Source organism: Streptomyces sp. NPDC048507 (assembly GCF_043199995.1).
Lineage (GTDB): Bacteria > Actinomycetota > Actinomycetes > Streptomycetales > Streptomycetaceae > Streptomyces.
This window is the reverse complement of the sequence record NZ_JBICWZ010000018.1, coordinates 81,973-96,426: the sequence shown is the minus strand read 5'-3', so window position 1 is coordinate 96,426 and position 14,454 is coordinate 81,973. Positions and strand designations below refer to the sequence as shown.

Sequence of the window (14,454 nt, the reverse complement as noted above, 5' to 3'; positions counted from 1 at the left end):
CCCCCGGGCAGTGCGCACCTGCGCGTGAGCCCCCGCCGGACCGATCCGGCGGGGGCTCACGCGCGTCCGGGCGGCCGCGTCCGGGAGGCGGGCGCCGTCGCGCTCCCGGGGGGGTCAGGCGGTCGCCGAGCGGTACTTGCGGACCGCGAGGGTGCGGAACACGGCGATGATCAGCACCGACCACAGGACCGACGCGAGCACCGGGTGCTGCATCGGCCAGGCCGCGGGGACCGGGTAGCCCTCCGGGAGGTTGCCGAAGAGCTCGCGGGCCGCCTGGACGGTGGCACTGAAGGGGTTCCACTCCGCGATGTGCCGCAGGAAGGTGGGCATGTTGTCGGAGGGGACGAAGGCGTTCGAGATGAAGGTGAGCGGGAACAGCCAGATCAGTCCGCCCGAGGTGGCCGCCTCCGGGGTGCGCACGGACAGGCCGATCAGGGCGCCGATCCAGGAGAAGGCGTAGCCGAGCAGGAGCAGCAGGGCGAAGCCGCCGAGGACCTCGCCGGCGCTCGTGTGGGTGCGCCAGCCGACGAGCAGGGCCACCGCCGCCAGCACGACGAGGGTGAGCGTGGTCTGGACGAGGTCGGCGAGGGTGCGGCCGGTGAGGACCGCGCCGCGGGCCATGGGCAGGGAACGGAAGCGGTCGATGAGGCCCTTGTGCATGTCGTCCGCGACGCCCGCGCCCGCGCCGGCGGTGGCGAAGGTGACGGTCTGGGCGAAGATGCCGGCCATCAGGAACTCGCGGTAGTCGGCCGGGGAGGTGCTGCCGCCGACGGCGATGGACCCGCCGAAGACGTAGCTGAACAGGACGACGAACATCACCGGCTGGATGACGCCGAAGATGATCACCTCGGGGATGCGGGACATCCGGATGAGGTTGCGCTTGGCGATCACCAGGGAGTCCCGGACGCCCTGGGTGACGCCGCCGCGCGGGCGGGGGGCCGCGGGTTCCGCAGCCGGGGACGTGACGGTCACTTCGCCGCCTCCTTCCGCGGGCCCTCGGACCCGGACCCGTCACCGGACCCGGCCTCGGCCCCGGCCGTGGTGTCCTCGTCCGCGCCGCGCTCGGCGGCGTGGCCGGTGAGGGAGATGAACACGTCGTCGAGGGTGGGGCGGCGCAGGCCGATGTCGTCGATCTCGATGCCCCGGGAGTCGAGTTCGCGGATGACCTCGGCGAGGAGCTTGGCGCCGCCGGAGACCGGCACGGTCAGCTTGCGGGTGTGTTCCTCGACGGTGGCCTCGCCCTTGCCGAAGCCTGCGAGGACCTGGCGGGCGGTGGCGATGTGGTCGCGCTCGTGGACGACGACCTCGACGCGTTCGCCGCCCGTCTGGGCCTTGAGCTGGTCGGAGGTGCCGCGGGCGATGACCTTGCCCTGGTCGACGACGGCGATGTCGTGGGCCAGGCGGTCGGCCTCCTCCAGGTACTGGGTGGTGAGCAGCAGGGTGGTGCCGCCGGCGACGAGTTCCTCGATGACGTCCCACAGGGCCTGGCGGTTGCGCGGGTCGAGGCCGGTGGTGGGCTCGTCCATGAACATCACGGGCGGGCGGACGACGAGGGCGGCGGCCAGGTCGAGGCGCCTGCGCATGCCGCCGGAGTACGTCTTGGCGGTGCGGTCGGCGGCTTCGGTGAGGCCGAAGCGGTCCAGGAGTTCGACGGCGCGGGCCTTCGCCGCGCGGGCGCTCATCTGGTAGAGCTGGCCGACCATCCGGAGGTTCTCGCGGCCGGTGAGGTATTCGTCGACGGCGGCGAACTGGCCGGAGAGGCCGATGGAGCGGCGGACCTCGTTGGGGTGCTTGAGCACGTCGATCCCGGCGACGACGGCGCGGCCGCGGTCGGGCTGGAGGAGGGTGGTCAGGACGCGGACGGTCGTTGTCTTTCCGGCGCCGTTGGGGCCGAGCAGGCCCAGCACGGTGCCTTCGGGGACATCGAGGTCCACTCCGTCCAGAGCCCGTACGTCGCCGAAGGTCTTGACCAGACCTTCGGCGTAGATGGCGCCTGGCATAAGGGTGCTCCCAGAGTCGATCGGGCCGTAGGGGCGCGGCGACGTTCGACGACGGAGCTGCCGAAATCGGGGCGTTCCTACGCGAATCCTAGGCGCGCCGGACGGTCCTCGCCCGGCGCACCGGCACCGTATCGCGTCATATCGCGATCCGCCACGGCTTTCCGGAACGCCGCCCCCGGGCCGCGGCCCGCTTCCCCCCTCGGCCCCCGCCCTCGGCCCTCGGCCTTCAGCCCGTGACCGGGTAGCCCGCGGCGTGCAGGGTCCGGGCGACCTGCGCGCAGTGCTCGGGGCCCTTGGTCTCCAGGTGGAGCTCGACCTCGACCTCGGTGAGCCCGAGGCGCGGGTCGGTCCGTACGTGGCTGACGTCCAGCACGTTGGCGTCCACCGTGCTCAGCACCCCCAGCAGCCCCGCGAGGGCGCCCGGCCGGTCGGTCACGCGCAGCCGCAGCGAGAGGTACCGCCCGGCGGCGGCCATGCCGTGGCGCAGGATGCGCTGGAGGAGCAGGGGGTCGATGTTGCCGCCGGACAGGACGGCCACGACCGGCCCGCCCCCGTACCGTTCGGGCTCGCTCAGCAGCGCGGCCACCGGGCTGCAGCCGGCCGGCTCGACGACCAGCTTGGCCCGCTCCAGGCAGAGCAGCAGGGCGCTGGAGAGCGCGTCCTCGGAGACCGTGCGGACGTCGTCCAGCAGCTCCCCGATGATCCTGAAGGGGACGTCGCCGGGCCGGCCCACCTTGATGCCGTCCGCCATGGTCGCGGGGTCGTCGATCGAGACGGGGTGACCGGCCTTGAGCGATGGCGGGTAGGCGGCCGCGCCCGCCGCCTGCACGCCGATCACCTTCACGTCCGGGCGCAGCGCCTTCACCGCGACGGCGATCCCGGCCGCGAGCCCGCCGCCGCCGATCCCGACGAGGATCGTACGGACCTCCGGGCACTGCTCCAGGATCTCCAGGCCGACCGTGCCCTGCCCGGCGATGATGTCGCGGTGGTCGAAGGGGTGGATGAACACCGCCCCCGTGCGGTCCGCGTGCTCCTGGGCGGCCGCGAGGGTCTCGTCGACGACCTGGCCGTGCAGGCGCACCTGCGCGCCGTACTCCTCGGTGGCGGCCACCTTGGGCAGCGGGGCGCCGACCGGCATGAAAACCGTGGAGCGGACCCCGAGCAGGGAGGAGGCGAGCGCGACGCCCTGCGCGTGGTTGCCGGCGCTGGCGGCGACGACGCCCGCCGCGCGCTGCTCCGGCCGCAGGCCCGCGATGCGCACGTAGGCACCGCGCAGCTTGAACGAGCCGGTCCGCTGGAGGTTCTCGCACTTGAAGTGGACCGGGGAGCCGGTCAGCGCCGAGAGGTGCCGGCTGCCCTCCATCGCGGTGACCCGGGAGACCCCGGAGAGCATCTTCTGGGCCCCCCGGACGTCGTCGAGGATGACCTGCGGAACGGGCTCGGGCACGCGGTAGTTCATGCGGCCAGTCTCGCAGCCCGCGCAGGTCCCGGCTCAGGGGCGAAATCTCGCCATGCGGAACGGCGGCGGGGTGCCCGGACCCAAGCGCCGTACGAGTTCTCGTACGCGGCGTACGAGCCGCCGTACGGCCGCGTACTCTGTCCCCCATCCTTGTCGGCCCCACGCGAAGAGAGCCCACGGCCATGCCCTCCATCCCGGCCAGTTCCGACCTGCCCGCGGCGGCCGAAGCGCCCGCCGGATCCGGTCTCCTCGACGCGCTCCAGCACCAGGTCGCGGTCTTCGCGCGGCGGGCCGAACAGACCCGCCTGGGCGGGGTCGGCCAGGCCCGCAACTCGATGGACCGCGCCGCGTACCTGCTGCTGAACCGCCTCGATCTGGAAGGCCCGATGGGCGTGAAAGCGCTGGCCGGAGGGATGGGCATCGACTCGTCCACCGTCACGCGCCAGGTCGCCCCGCTCGTCGACGGCGGTCTGGTCAAGCGCACCTCGCACCCCGAGGACGGCCGGGCCGTGGTGCTCGCGCTGTCCGCCCGCGGGCTGGCCCGGCTGGAGGAGGTCCGCTCCTCGCGGCGCGAGCTGATGGCCCGGGTGACCACGGGCTGGGACGAGGAGGAGCGCGAGGCGTTCACGAAGCTGCTGACCCGCTTCAACCTGTCGCTGTCGGAGCTGATGGCCGCGGCGGCCGAGGGCGGCCCGGCCTCCTGAGCGAACCCGCGTGATCCGGCCCCGTCCGACCCCTTGACCGGGGTGGTGGGACCGGCCCCACCATGGGTGCCGTGGAACGGCGTTCGGGGCGCGACCCGGAGTTCGAGGCCTTCGTCGCGGGCGCGGCGGGGCGGCTGCTGCACGTCGCCGTCCTGCTGACCGCCGAACCGGCGGCCGCAGCGGCCGGAGCGGCCGGAGCCGCCGGAGCCGCCGGGGCGGAGGCATCGGGCGGAACGCCCGCCGGGGCGCCCGCCGCGCGGCGGCTGCTGGCCGGGGCGCTGGCCCGTACGTACGCCCACTGGGAGCGGCTGCGCGGCGACGACCCCTACGACCACACCCGCCAGGAGCTGTGCGCGGCCTACGCCCGCACCGCCCGGCGGATCGGCCCGGGCACGGGGGTGCTGGCGCGGCTGAGCCCGCCGGAGCGGCTCGTCCTGGTGATGCGGATCTACGAGGGCGTCGCCGAGGAGGTCACCGCCGCACAGCTGGGGCTGGCCCCCGAACGGGTCGAGGCCATCTGCAACCGGGCCGTGGCCGCGATGCGGGCGGCACCCGGCCGGAAGACGGCCGCATGAGCCCCTTCGACCGTAAGGAATCGCAGGTCAGGGCGCTGCTGGAGGGACCCCACCCGGCGGTCCCGGCCGGTCTGGCGGCAGCCGCCAAGGCGCAGGGCAGACGCATGCTGCGCCGCCGCCGGGCCCTGCGCCGGTTCGGCTGGACGGTGCTGTGCGCGGCGGCGCTGGCCTTCGCGGTGTGGGCGGCACTGACCCACCCCTGGGCCTCGCCGCCGAGCGACGTCTCCCCGCCCCTGGAGGGCTGGTAGCCCTCCAGGGGGGAAGCGGTGGCTAGCCGAGGGCCTGGGTCAGGTCCGCGATCAGGTCGTCGGCGTTCTCGATGCCGACGGAGACGCGGATCAGGTCCGCCGGGACCTCCAGGGCCGACCCGGCCACCGAGGCGTGGGTCATGCGGCCCGGGTGCTCGATGAGGGACTCGACGCCGCCGAGGGACTCGGCCAGGGTGAAGATCTTGGTGCGGCCGCAGACCGCGACGGCCTCTTCCTCGCCGCCGGCGACCTGGAAGGAGACCATGCCGCCGAAGTTGCGCATCTGCTTCGCGGCGATCTCGTGGCCCGGGTGCTCGGGCAGGCCCGGGTAGAGGACCTTGGTGACCTTCGGGTGGCGCTGGAGCACCTCGACGATCTTGGCGGCGTTCTCGGCGTGCCGGTCCATGCGCACGGCGAGGGTCTTGATGCCGCGCAGCACGACCCAGGAGTCGAAGGGCCCGGCGACCGCGCCCATCGCGTTCTGGTGGTAGGCGAGTTCCTCGCCGAGCGCCTCGTCGGCGGTGACCAGGGCGCCGCCGACGACGTCGGAGTGGCCGCCCATGTACTTGGTCAGCGAGTGCACGACCACGTCGGCGCCGAGCGCCAGGGGCTGCTGGAGGTAGGGGGAGGCGAAGGTGTTGTCGACGACGAGCTTCGCGCCGGCGGTGCGGGCGATGTCGGCGATGACGGCGATGTCGGTGATCCCGAGCAGCGGGTTCGAGGGGGTCTCGACCCAGATGAGCTTGGTCTTCGGGGTCAGCGCCGCGCGCACCGAATCGGCGTCGGAGGTGTCGGCCACCGACCACTCCACGCCCCAGCGGGAGACGACCTTCGCGAAGAGGCGGAAGGTGCCGCCGTAGGCGTCGTCGGGGATGACCACGTGGTCGCCCGGCGAGAGCAGCGTGCGCAGCAGGCAGTCCTCGGCGGCGAGCCCGGACGCGAAGGCGAGGCCGCGCCGGCCGCCCTCCAGCGCCGCGAGGTTCTCCTCCAGCGCGGTGCGGGTCGGGTTGCCGCTGCGGCTGTACTCGTAGCCTTCGCGCAGTCCGCCCACGCCGTCCTGCTTGTACGTGGACACCTGGTAGATCGGGGGCACGACCGCGCCGGTCCGCGGGTCCGCCGTGTTGCCCGCGTGGATCGCGCGGGTCTCGAAGCTCTGGTGCTCGTGGCTGTCGTCGCTCATGGGCAGATGCTATGCCCCGGGCGGGCCGCGGTCCTCTCCCGGCCTGACGGTGCGCTGGCAGGCCGCTGACCCGCACCGCGCACCGGCCGGGGGCGGGGGCATTGGCCTTTCCCCCGCCGCGTCTGGTTCGCTGGAGGGCATGCAGATGATCTGGGTCCTGATGGGGCTCGCCCTGGCCGCGGCCATGACGTTCCAGTTCGTACGGGCCAGGCGCGGCGGCGGCGGCCCCCGGCTGGTCGCGCCCGGCAGCCCCGACGCGGCCGACCCGGCGGACTACGGCTTCGTCCGCCAGGAGGAGCTGGACATCCGGGTGCCCGGGCCCGACCGGGACCTGATGGACGCGCTGGGCAGCGTCCAGCGCGGCGGGCACTGGCGGGCGGCCTCGGCGCTGCTGGCCGGCACCCCCCGGGAGGGCGAGCTGCGCTGGCAGCGCGTACAGGCCTTCGGCGGCGCGGCCGCGCTGGAACTGGTGCAGCAGCCCGGGGCGGGCGCGCAGTGGCTGAAGGCGTGGCGGCTGGAGGCGGAGAAGGACGCGGGCGGCGCGCAGGTGCACGCGGAACTGCTCGTCCAGCAGGCCTGGCGGCATTCCGGCGGCGTCGGTTCCGAGGACCACCGGATCATCCTGGAGGAGGCCCGGGCGGCCTGCCGCAAGGCGGCCCTGCTGTCTCCGGGCGACCCGGTCCCCTTCATCACGGAGCTGGCCATCGCCCGGGCCCTCGGGTACGCGGAGGCGGACTTCGACGCGCTGTGGGCGAAGGTGATCGACCTCGCCCCGGCCCACATGGGGGCGCACCTGGCGGCGCTGCACTACTGGTGCGAGAAGTGGCACGGCTCGCGGGAGAAGGCCGACGCCTTCTCGCACGCGGCGGCGGCGCGCGCCCCCCGGGGCTCGCTGCTGGCGGCGCTGCCGCTGTTCGCGGTGTACGAGCACCTGCCCGAGGTGGTGCTGGTGAGCAGCTTCTGGCAGAGCGCGGTCGTCACCCGGGCCGTGGAGGGGGCGCTGTACGCGGTGCACTCGGCGCGGGCCGACGACCCGATGCTGGCGCACGTACGGCACCTGCTGCTGGTGTTCCTGGTGAACATGGAGCGCTGGGCGGAGGCGATGGAGCAGGTGCGGCACGTGGACGGCTGCGTGGGCGCCCTCCCGTGGTCCGCCACGCCCGACCCGGCCGCCGCGTACGCGGTCCACCGCGCGCTGGCGGTGGCCGGCTACGAGGCCAACGGCGGCTCTCCGGCGACGCTGCCCCACTGACCCCGCACGGCCCGGGCCGGGGGCGGGGGGCGGGCGGGAATCCCTCCCGGCCCCCGGCCGTTGACACCCGTACAAGGAGGGAATCCCCATGTTCTCGTACCGTCGCACGCCCGAACTGCCCACCCGCGAGGAGGCCCTCAAGGGCCGTACGCAGCCGCAGTTCTCCCTGCCCGACCGCCACACCGTCCTCGGCAACCCGCTCGCCGGCCCCTACCCCGCGCACCTGGAGGTCGCCGACTTCGGCCTGGGCTGCTTCTGGGGCGCGGAGCGCAAGTTCTGGCAGACCCCGGGGGTGTGGACCACCCTGGCCGGCTACCAGGGCGGCTACACCGAGAACCCGGAGTACGAGGAGGTCTGCTCGGGCCAGACCGGCCACACCGAGGTCGTCCGCGTGGTCTTCGACCCGGCGCTGGTGTCCTACGAGGCGCTCCTGAAGCTGTTCTGGGAGTCCCACGACCCCACCCAGGGCTTCCGCCAGGGCAACGACGTCGGCACCCAGTACCGCTCGGCCGTCTACACCCACTCCCCCGCCCAGCAGGCCACCGCGGAGGCCTCCCGCGCCGCCTACCAGCGCGTCCTGACCGCCTCCGGCTACGGCGACATCAGCACGGCCGTCCTCCCGGCGGCGGAGCGCCCCTTCTGGCCGGCGGAGCCGTACCACCAGCAGTACCTCGACAAGAACCCGGCGGGCTACTGCGGCATCGGCGGCACGGGCGTCTCCTGCCCCATCGGCGTGGCCACCGCGGAGTAGCGGCACGGAGCACGGTGTCGGATCGCGCCGGGCCCCGGCGGTGTCGCCGGGGCCCGGGCCAGGTCCCCTCATTCGGTGTCGATGTCCGCCTCACCCGTGCGTTCCAGCGGGACGGGGATGCCCATGGTCTCCATGAACTCGCGTTCGCTGGATTCCAGGAACCGCGCCCGCGCTGCGATGAAGTCCTCGATCCGCTGCTGACGAATGGCCTCCAGTGCATCGGCGGGGATGCCGTGGCTGCTGCTGAACGACTCCGCTCGGTCGCCGGTGAGGCCCGTGAGCGTACTGCGCACCGAGTAGCCGTCTTCCGTCGGGAGCAGCAGTCGGTTCGCCGGGTGCGACACGCTCTCGGTCTTGTGGGCCACATGACGGTAGGCGTTGGAATCGGCTACCTGGAGCAGCTTCACCGGGTCGATCATCTCGCCGCTCCCGGCCTCCCTGGCGGGGAACTGGCGCAGCTCCCAGAGGATGAAGGCGCGGACGCGCGCGCTGCGCATGTCGAAGCGGTTCGGGAACGGGCGCGCCATCTCGACGTCCCACGGGGCGTCCACCTCGCCCTTCGCGAAGGCCTTCATGCGCTGGAGGGAGATCTTGACGTTGGTCGTGTTCGCCCCGGCGAAGAACCCGGACCAGGAGGTCCCCCAGAACCATCGTTCGAGCTCCCACAGCTGCCCGTCCGACGGGTTCGGATTGCAGTGGAAGAAGGCGGTCAGCAAGACGATCTGGATCTGGTAGGGAACAAGCCGGGCCAGCGGAACCTGGATCTTCTCGCGCAGGAACTCCACGGCCGCCCTGATCGCGTGGTCCGTGTTGTCGACCGACGTCGCGAGGCTCCCCTTGACCCGGGTGGCCATGACTTCCCACCGGGCGTCGAGGATGTCCTCCTCGCCACTGACGGCCAGGATGGACCGGAAGACGGTGATGGACGTGATCTGCCCGTACCCCAGCGGAGCCAGGCTCTCCCGGGTCGACTCGATGCGCTCCGCGAGGCTCTCGCCGTCGGGCGTGTAGGCCAGCGCGGACACCATCTGGTCGGGGGACATCGACTGGCCGCTGCTGTTGAGCCGCGAGAAGACCTCGACGGCGTGGGTGAGACCGCCGCCCTTCAGCCGGATGACCGCCAGCTGGTACGACTTGATGCGGTGGGCCAGTTGTTCCGCCTCGTCCAGATGACGTTCGAGGACGAGCTCACCGTCCACCGCTTCCGACAACTTCCTGCCGTACGCCAGGAAGTCCATCGTCCGCAGGACCGAACGCATGGGAAGGTAGTGCGCCGGGGGTTCCTGCTCCCTCTTCCAGTGCCGGAACCGGTCGGAGCGTTCCTGCAGGCCACCGAGCTCGCGGTAGACCTGCCACATCCATTCGCTCTGGGCTGCGGGATCTTCTCCGGCGGGGCGGCGCATGAGGCTCCCGAAGAGCGTGGAGACCCGCTGGTGCCCGTCGAGCAGGTAGGCGATCGTCTCCCCGGCCGGCGGGGCCGGGACCTCGATGTCCGCCAGCTTGTCGAGACTCGGGATCTCCGCGTTCGACTCCAGGATGAGGAGGCTCCCGATCGGATATCCGCGCTCGATGCTGTCGAACAGCTTCAGCATCTGCTCCGGGCGCCAGACGAACGGCCTCTGGAACCGGGGAACGCGGAGCTTGCCCTCTTTGATCTCCTTGAGAACCTGCTCGAGGAGCATGATCTGCGGATTGACGGTAATCTCGCCTTGAATACCTGCCACCGTTCCTCCTAAATAACCTCGAGAATTACCTTCATCAACATTTCAAGCTCGTCGGCGACCCCCGGACCGATCTTGTCGAAGTCTTCGACGGTAAGACTTCCGGCATGTTCCCGCATCGCCTTCAGAATCCCCTTCCCGAAGCCCTCTCCCAGTCCCCGCACGGTGGCCTCACCCACATCGCGGTAGAGGACCTCCTGAGCGGCCGGTACGGAGCCCTTCCCGCCGGCGGACCGGAATCCGGATTTCATGTCGTAGTGGCCGCGCTGTTCGGGGGAGAGCTTCTTCAGGTGCCCGATCCGCCGATAGGTCTCCGCGCGCTGCCCGACGATGGCCAGGATTCTGGTCGGAGCGTAGTTCTCCGCCTCCCGCAGGGTGAGCACGTGGACCCTGACGCCCAGCCCCTGCAGGTGGTCCGCCTTCACGTGGGATCCGGTGCGCTGGCCGGGGATCAGACGGTCACTGTCGAGGAGGGCGGCCACGCGTACGGTCGTGGTGAACTTCGTGGCGGCATCGGCGGCCACTTTGGCCAGGCTGCCCCCTCCCCCGTGCCGGATCTCCAGCCAGTCCTTCTCGAGCGCCAGCAGGAGACGTGACGCCGAGAAGGCCACGAAGACCGCGCGCAGGAAGTTCCCGTCCGACTCCTCGTCCTCGACGACCAACTGGGCGGGTCGGCAGAGGTCGCGGGCGTATTCCCTGAGACGGTCCGGCTCGACCTCGACCACGGAGCCCGCTCGCGGCCCGCGCCAGGCAGCCTCCACCAAGCTCTTGTGGGAAAATTCGGCGAACAGGTCCGCGAATTCCTTCGCATGGCGGCGCAGGTACGAGATTCCCGCCTGCGCGGACTCGGGACTCACCTGCCAGTCATGGCGGCCCTCGTACACCTCCCGAAGGATCGTCAGGATGTCGATTAACGAATCCGGGGACGCGAAGACCGCCGGGGAGAGCTCGATCCTCAAAGGTTCGCTCGCCTCTCCAACTGCGCCGCGGCGAGGGCACGCGCCTCCTCGTAATCCTCCGAGAAGACGCCCTCCGGCCAGAAATCGAGGCTTCCGTCCTGCGCGATGTTGATGCGGCGCGTCCGCGAGTGAGCACCGGCGTGTTCCACGAAGAAGAGGGTCACGTTGGCGGCGGGCATGCCTTCGGCGATCCGGCGGCGCAGGCGCAGCAGGAAGGTCTCGCTGTGCGTCTCGACGATGAAGCGGACCTTGGACCGCTGCACCGCCGTGAGGTAGAGGTCGGCCAGCGGCCCGTGCGCCGCGGGATGCAGGTGCAGCTCCGGTTGTTCGACGATCTCCAGCACCGGGCTCTCCGGAGGGCTCAGCATGTCGAGGGCTCGCTGCACGAAGAGCGGAAGCACCTGGGCGACACCCGTACCGGAGTCCGCCAGGTTGACCTCCAGCCCGTCTTCGGACTCCGATTTGAGCACGACGGAATAGAGCCCCCCCCTCTCGACCACGTCGACGCTCCATCCGGGCAGGTTGTCCGCCAGATCGAGGTTCACCTGACGGATGAGCGATCTGTTGTTCCGGGCGATGTCACTGGCCAGGATCCCGGCCGCGAACTCCCCGCTGATCCCCACGTCGGACGGCATGCGACCGGGTAGCCGGTAGCGCCGGTGCGGACGTTCTCGGAAGGGCCCCACGTACCTGACGACCGGATAGTTCTCGCGCACCGCGGAACCCATGCCTTCGATGAATTCCAGGAAGCTCGATTCTTCCGGCGTACCCGCTACGGGTTCGAATCCGATGGGAATGATCCCGTGGAAGCGGACGCGCAGCGGTCCGAGCTCGGCCCCGTCGTGCACGGCATCGTACGTGGGGTTGATCGGGTCTTTCAGGTCCCAGGTCAGGACGGTCCGCACGCCGCCCGCCGCGAGCTCGAACTTGCTGACCACCTGGGTCATGCACTCGTCGATGTTCTGGATGGCGGCCGATACCTGCACGGTCGATTCCGACGCACCGGAGATTTCGAGATCCATCGAGATCCCGCCGTGCGGCCTGTTGCCGTAGACGAGGTCGGTGAACGAATCCAGGATGTCTTCGGGCAGTTCGTCCAGGTCGAGCGGGATCGGGGACTCCGTGCGGATCCCCGTTCCGATGACCAGGGGCGCGCGGACCAGGGCGCTCTTGCCCGAATTGTTCCGCCCGAGGATCACGGTGAGGGGGGCGAGTTCGATGTCTTCGCTGTCCGCGAAGCAACGGTAGTTGGTGAGAGCCATCCGCCTGAGTGACATACAGTCACTTTAGCCGTGCAACCGGACGCCGACAGAGGCGTTTTGACCGCCAGCACGGCCGATCACACACGGAGCGGACCCCCGTGCGGCCACGACCCTAACGCACCACCGTGATGTGGGCGCGGGCCCAGGAGGTGTGGTCGAAGGCGGAGTTGGCGTTGGCGTCCTGCACCACCAGGTGCAGGAGGCGGACGCCGCGGACGTCGAGGTCCAGCGCCACCGGGCCCGTGGCGGCGGTGAGGGTGGCCGTCGTCAGGAGGGTGCGGCCGTCGGCGCGGACGAGGGCGCGGGTCGCCCCGGCCGCCGACTGCGCCGCGGAGAAGTCGTCGATGCCGACCAGCGCCGTGAAGCGGTCCGCGCGGCCGCCCAGGTGGTAGACGACCTCCGACGGGGCGTGGACGCCCAGGCCCTTGGCGTACGTGACGCCGCCGAAGGCGATCGGGGGTCCGTCGCCCGCCTCCTTGCGGCCGTTCGAGCGGTCCCGCTCGACGGGGCCCCAGCCGCCCGCGGCCGAGACCCAGGGCAGGTCGCTGAGGTAGGCGTCGGCGGTGGGCGGCGCCGGGAGCGGGGTGAACCGCGCGGACGCCGTGAAGCGGAACGCCGAGGTGGTCGCCGAGGCCGTCACGGAGCCGGCCGCGGCCGTGGGCGCCGTCACGGTCCAGACGGTGGTCAGGGCCGCCCCCGGGGCCAGGGACGCCGCCGCCGCCGACCCGCCGGCCACCGCCGTCCAGCCGGCCGGGAGCGCCAGCTCCACCCGTACGTCCGGCCAGGCCCGGGCGGTGCCGTTGGCCAGTCGGGTCGTCACCGAGACGCCGTCCGCCACCGCCGTGAGGCCCCAGTCGCGGCGCGGGCCGGGCGCGGACCAGGAGGACCGCAGCAGGCCGGTCAGGGAGGTCACCACCGACGGGTTCGCGGCCGCCACGTCGCGCTGCTCCCCCGGGTCCGCCGCGAGGTCGTACAGCTCGAAGCTCCACTGCCCGTCGGGGGCGGTGCGGTCCCGCGCGGGAGCGAACCGTACGCCCTTCCAGTGGTCCTTGCGGATCGCCTCCGCCACCCGCTTCGCCCTCCCCCCGTCCTGCGCGTTGGCGCGGGCGGTGACGCCCTGCTCGTCGCGGTACCAGTACAGGTGCCCGTGGAGCGGGGCGAGCGCGGCAGCGCCCGCGAGGACGGGGGCGGCGGAGAGGCCGTCGATGTCGGACGGGGCCGGGGCGCCCGCCAGGTCGGCGAGGGTCGGCAGGAGGTCGTGGAGCGGGGTGGGGCGGGAACTGGTGGTGCCCGCCGCGATCCGCCCGGGGGCCCAGGCGATCAGCGGAACCCGTACGCCGCCCTCGTAGAGGTTGCGCTTGTAGCCGCGCAGCGGCCCGTTCGCGTCGAAGAGGTCGGGGTTGACGCCGCCCTCCTCGTGCGGGCCGTTGTCGGAGGCGATCAGCACCACCGTGCGCTCCGCGATCCCGTGCGCCCGCAGCCGGTCCACGACGGCGCCGACCTGTGCGTCGAGCAGGCTGATCTGCGCCGCGTGCGCCTTGTCGGCCTGTGGCCAGGAGCGGGCGGCGTACGCGCCCACGTCCGGGATCTCGCCGGGGGCGTGCGGGAGGTTGGGGGTGAGGAAGAGCAGGAAGGGGTCGGGGCCGGCGGCGCGGGCGTCGATGAAGTCCAGGGCGCGGGCCGCGATGACCTCGGGGGCGTAGGTGCCGGCGGCGAGGGGTTCCCTGACGCCGTTGTGCCACAGGTAGGCGGGCCGGTACTCGTGGGCGTGGCCGTGGTCGATGTACCCGTAGAACTCCTCGAAGCCGCGCGCCGCCGGATGGCTGGGCTGGTCGGCGGCCTCGGGTCCGAAGCCCCACTTCCCGAACAGGCCCGTACGGTAGCCGCGCGCCCGCAGCACCTCCGCGACGGTGGTGTCCCCGTCGCGCAGGGCGCCCTGGCCGCCGCTGTCGGGGTTGGCCCGGACGGCCGCGTGGCCGGTGTGCAGGCCGGTCAGGAGGGCGGCGCGGGAGGGGGCGCAGACGGCGGCGGCGGCGTAGGCCTCGGTGAAGCGCAGCCCCTCGGCGGCGAGCCGGTCGAGGCGCGGGGTGGTGATCAGCTTCTGGCCGTACGCGCCGAGGTCGCCGTAGCCCAGGTCGTCGGCCAGGACCACCACGAGGTTCGGGAGCGGGGCGGCCCCAACCCCGGCGGCCCCGTCCGCGGCGGCCGCGGCCGGTGCGGCCGCGGGGAGCTGGGGCAGCGCGGCGAGGCCCGCGGCGGCCGCGGATCCGGCGAGGAAGTGACGGCGGCTGGTCATCTCGGACTCCTGGGCTGCGGACGGTCGGTGACCAGATCATCGGCAGC

The 14,454-nt window shown here is 72.4% G+C and carries 13 protein-coding genes; 5 read left to right on the top strand and 8 right to left on the bottom strand.

All coding sequences use genetic code 11. From position 1 onward, the window contains the following. Positions 1-114: 114 nt before the first annotated feature. The 3 genes from ACGFXC_RS32365 to ilvA form a co-directional block, all read right to left on the bottom strand. Positions 115-972, bottom strand: a complete 858-nt coding sequence (locus tag ACGFXC_RS32365; protein WP_393718446.1) for an ABC transporter permease — start codon at positions 970-972, stop codon at positions 115-117. After that, the gene (locus tag ACGFXC_RS32360; RefSeq protein WP_393718445.1) at positions 969-2,000 is read right to left on the bottom strand and encodes an ATP-binding cassette domain-containing protein; all 1,032 of its coding nucleotides are present in this window, start codon (positions 1,998-2,000) and stop codon (positions 969-971) included. Before ACGFXC_RS32360 ends, ACGFXC_RS32365 begins: the two co-directional genes overlap by 4 nt. A gap of 226 nt (positions 2,001-2,226) precedes the next feature. Beyond that, positions 2,227-3,459, bottom strand: coding sequence for a threonine ammonia-lyase (gene ilvA / locus ACGFXC_RS32355; RefSeq protein WP_393718444.1), 1,233 nt, complete (start codon positions 3,457-3,459; stop codon positions 2,227-2,229). Between the two features lie 182 nt (positions 3,460-3,641). On the opposite strand from ilvA, the gene ACGFXC_RS32350 reads away from it, so the two are divergent. The 3 genes from ACGFXC_RS32350 to ACGFXC_RS32340 all read left to right on the top strand — a co-directional run bounded on the left by ACGFXC_RS32350 (position 3,642) and on the right by ACGFXC_RS32340 (position 4,986). Further along, entirely contained in the window at positions 3,642-4,163 is a 522-nt protein-coding gene (locus ACGFXC_RS32350; RefSeq protein ID WP_393718443.1) for a MarR family winged helix-turn-helix transcriptional regulator, read from the top strand. A 62-nt stretch (positions 4,164-4,225) separates the two neighbouring features. Continuing rightward, positions 4,226-4,738 (top strand): sigma factor-like helix-turn-helix DNA-binding protein, encoded by a 513-nt coding sequence (locus ACGFXC_RS32345; RefSeq protein WP_393718442.1) that lies wholly within the window; start codon positions 4,226-4,228, stop codon positions 4,736-4,738. Then, complete coding sequence (locus tag ACGFXC_RS32340; RefSeq protein ID WP_393718441.1) at positions 4,735-4,986, top strand: hypothetical protein; 252 nt, start codon at positions 4,735-4,737, stop codon at positions 4,984-4,986. The genes ACGFXC_RS32345 and ACGFXC_RS32340 overlap by 4 nt, the downstream gene beginning before the upstream one ends. Positions 4,987-5,008: 22 nt before the next feature. Here ACGFXC_RS32340 and ACGFXC_RS32335 read toward each other — a convergent pair whose 3' ends face one another. Then, the gene (locus tag ACGFXC_RS32335) at positions 5,009-6,166 is read right to left on the bottom strand and encodes a cystathionine gamma-synthase (RefSeq protein WP_393718440.1); all 1,158 of its coding nucleotides are present in this window, start codon (positions 6,164-6,166) and stop codon (positions 5,009-5,011) included. Between the two features lie 139 nt (positions 6,167-6,305). On the opposite strand from ACGFXC_RS32335, the gene ACGFXC_RS32330 reads away from it, so the two are divergent. Together ACGFXC_RS32330 and msrA are read left to right on the top strand one after the other, a co-directional pair. After that, a complete protein-coding gene (locus tag ACGFXC_RS32330; RefSeq protein WP_393718439.1) occupies positions 6,306-7,418 on the top strand; it encodes a hypothetical protein in 1,113 nt (370 codons plus the stop codon). A gap of 88 nt (positions 7,419-7,506) precedes the next feature. After that, on the top strand, positions 7,507-8,169 hold the full coding sequence (gene msrA / locus ACGFXC_RS32325; protein ID WP_393718438.1) for a peptide-methionine (S)-S-oxide reductase MsrA: 663 nt from the start codon (positions 7,507-7,509) through the stop codon (positions 8,167-8,169). A 68-nt stretch (positions 8,170-8,237) separates the two neighbouring features. On the opposite strand, the gene ACGFXC_RS32320 is transcribed toward msrA, so the two are convergent. The 4 genes from ACGFXC_RS32320 to ACGFXC_RS32305 all read right to left on the bottom strand — a co-directional run bounded on the left by ACGFXC_RS32320 (position 8,238) and on the right by ACGFXC_RS32305 (position 14,407). Then, positions 8,238-9,851 carry a DUF262 domain-containing protein gene (locus tag ACGFXC_RS32320; protein ID WP_393718437.1) on the bottom strand — a complete coding sequence of 538 codons (1,614 nt, stop codon included), beginning with the start codon at positions 9,849-9,851 and terminating at the stop codon, positions 8,238-8,240. Between the two features lie 50 nt (positions 9,852-9,901). Then, a complete protein-coding gene (locus ACGFXC_RS32315) occupies positions 9,902-10,849 on the bottom strand; it encodes a hypothetical protein (protein WP_393718436.1) in 948 nt (315 codons plus the stop codon). Next, the gene (locus ACGFXC_RS32310) at positions 10,846-12,126 is read right to left on the bottom strand and encodes an AAA family ATPase (RefSeq protein ID WP_393718435.1); all 1,281 of its coding nucleotides are present in this window, start codon (positions 12,124-12,126) and stop codon (positions 10,846-10,848) included. Before ACGFXC_RS32310 ends, ACGFXC_RS32315 begins: the two co-directional genes overlap by 4 nt. A gap of 97 nt (positions 12,127-12,223) precedes the next feature. Further along, positions 12,224-14,407, bottom strand: coding sequence for a sulfatase-like hydrolase/transferase (locus ACGFXC_RS32305; RefSeq protein WP_393718434.1), 2,184 nt, complete (start codon positions 14,405-14,407; stop codon positions 12,224-12,226). Positions 14,408-14,454: the final 47 nt, after the last annotated feature.

Bases quoted from the DNA above. Each gene is read 5' to 3' on its own strand.
- ACGFXC_RS32360 (WP_393718445.1), bottom strand. From the start codon at position 2,000: ATGCCAGGCGCCATCTACGCCGAAGGTCTGGTCAAGACCTTCGGCGAC.
- ilvA (WP_393718444.1), bottom strand. From the start codon at position 3,459: ATGAACTACCGCGTGCCCGAGCCCGTTCCGCAGGTCATCCTCGACGAC.
- ACGFXC_RS32350 (WP_393718443.1), top strand. From the start codon at position 3,642: ATGCCCTCCATCCCGGCCAGTTCCGACCTGCCCGCGGCGGCCGAAGCG.
- ACGFXC_RS32345 (WP_393718442.1), top strand. From the start codon at position 4,226: ATGGGTGCCGTGGAACGGCGTTCGGGGCGCGACCCGGAGTTCGAGGCC.
- ACGFXC_RS32340 (WP_393718441.1), top strand. From the start codon at position 4,735: ATGAGCCCCTTCGACCGTAAGGAATCGCAGGTCAGGGCGCTGCTGGAG.
- ACGFXC_RS32335 (WP_393718440.1), bottom strand. From the start codon at position 6,166: ATGAGCGACGACAGCCACGAGCACCAGAGCTTCGAGACCCGCGCGATC.
- ACGFXC_RS32330 (WP_393718439.1), top strand. From the start codon at position 6,306: ATGCAGATGATCTGGGTCCTGATGGGGCTCGCCCTGGCCGCGGCCATG.
- msrA (WP_393718438.1), top strand. From the start codon at position 7,507: ATGTTCTCGTACCGTCGCACGCCCGAACTGCCCACCCGCGAGGAGGCC.
- ACGFXC_RS32320 (WP_393718437.1), bottom strand. From the start codon at position 9,851: ATGCTCCTCGAGCAGGTTCTCAAGGAGATCAAAGAGGGCAAGCTCCGC.
- ACGFXC_RS32310 (WP_393718435.1), bottom strand. From the start codon at position 12,126: ATGTCACTCAGGCGGATGGCTCTCACCAACTACCGTTGCTTCGCGGAC.
- ACGFXC_RS32305 (WP_393718434.1), bottom strand. From the start codon at position 14,407: ATGACCAGCCGCCGTCACTTCCTCGCCGGATCCGCGGCCGCCGCGGGC.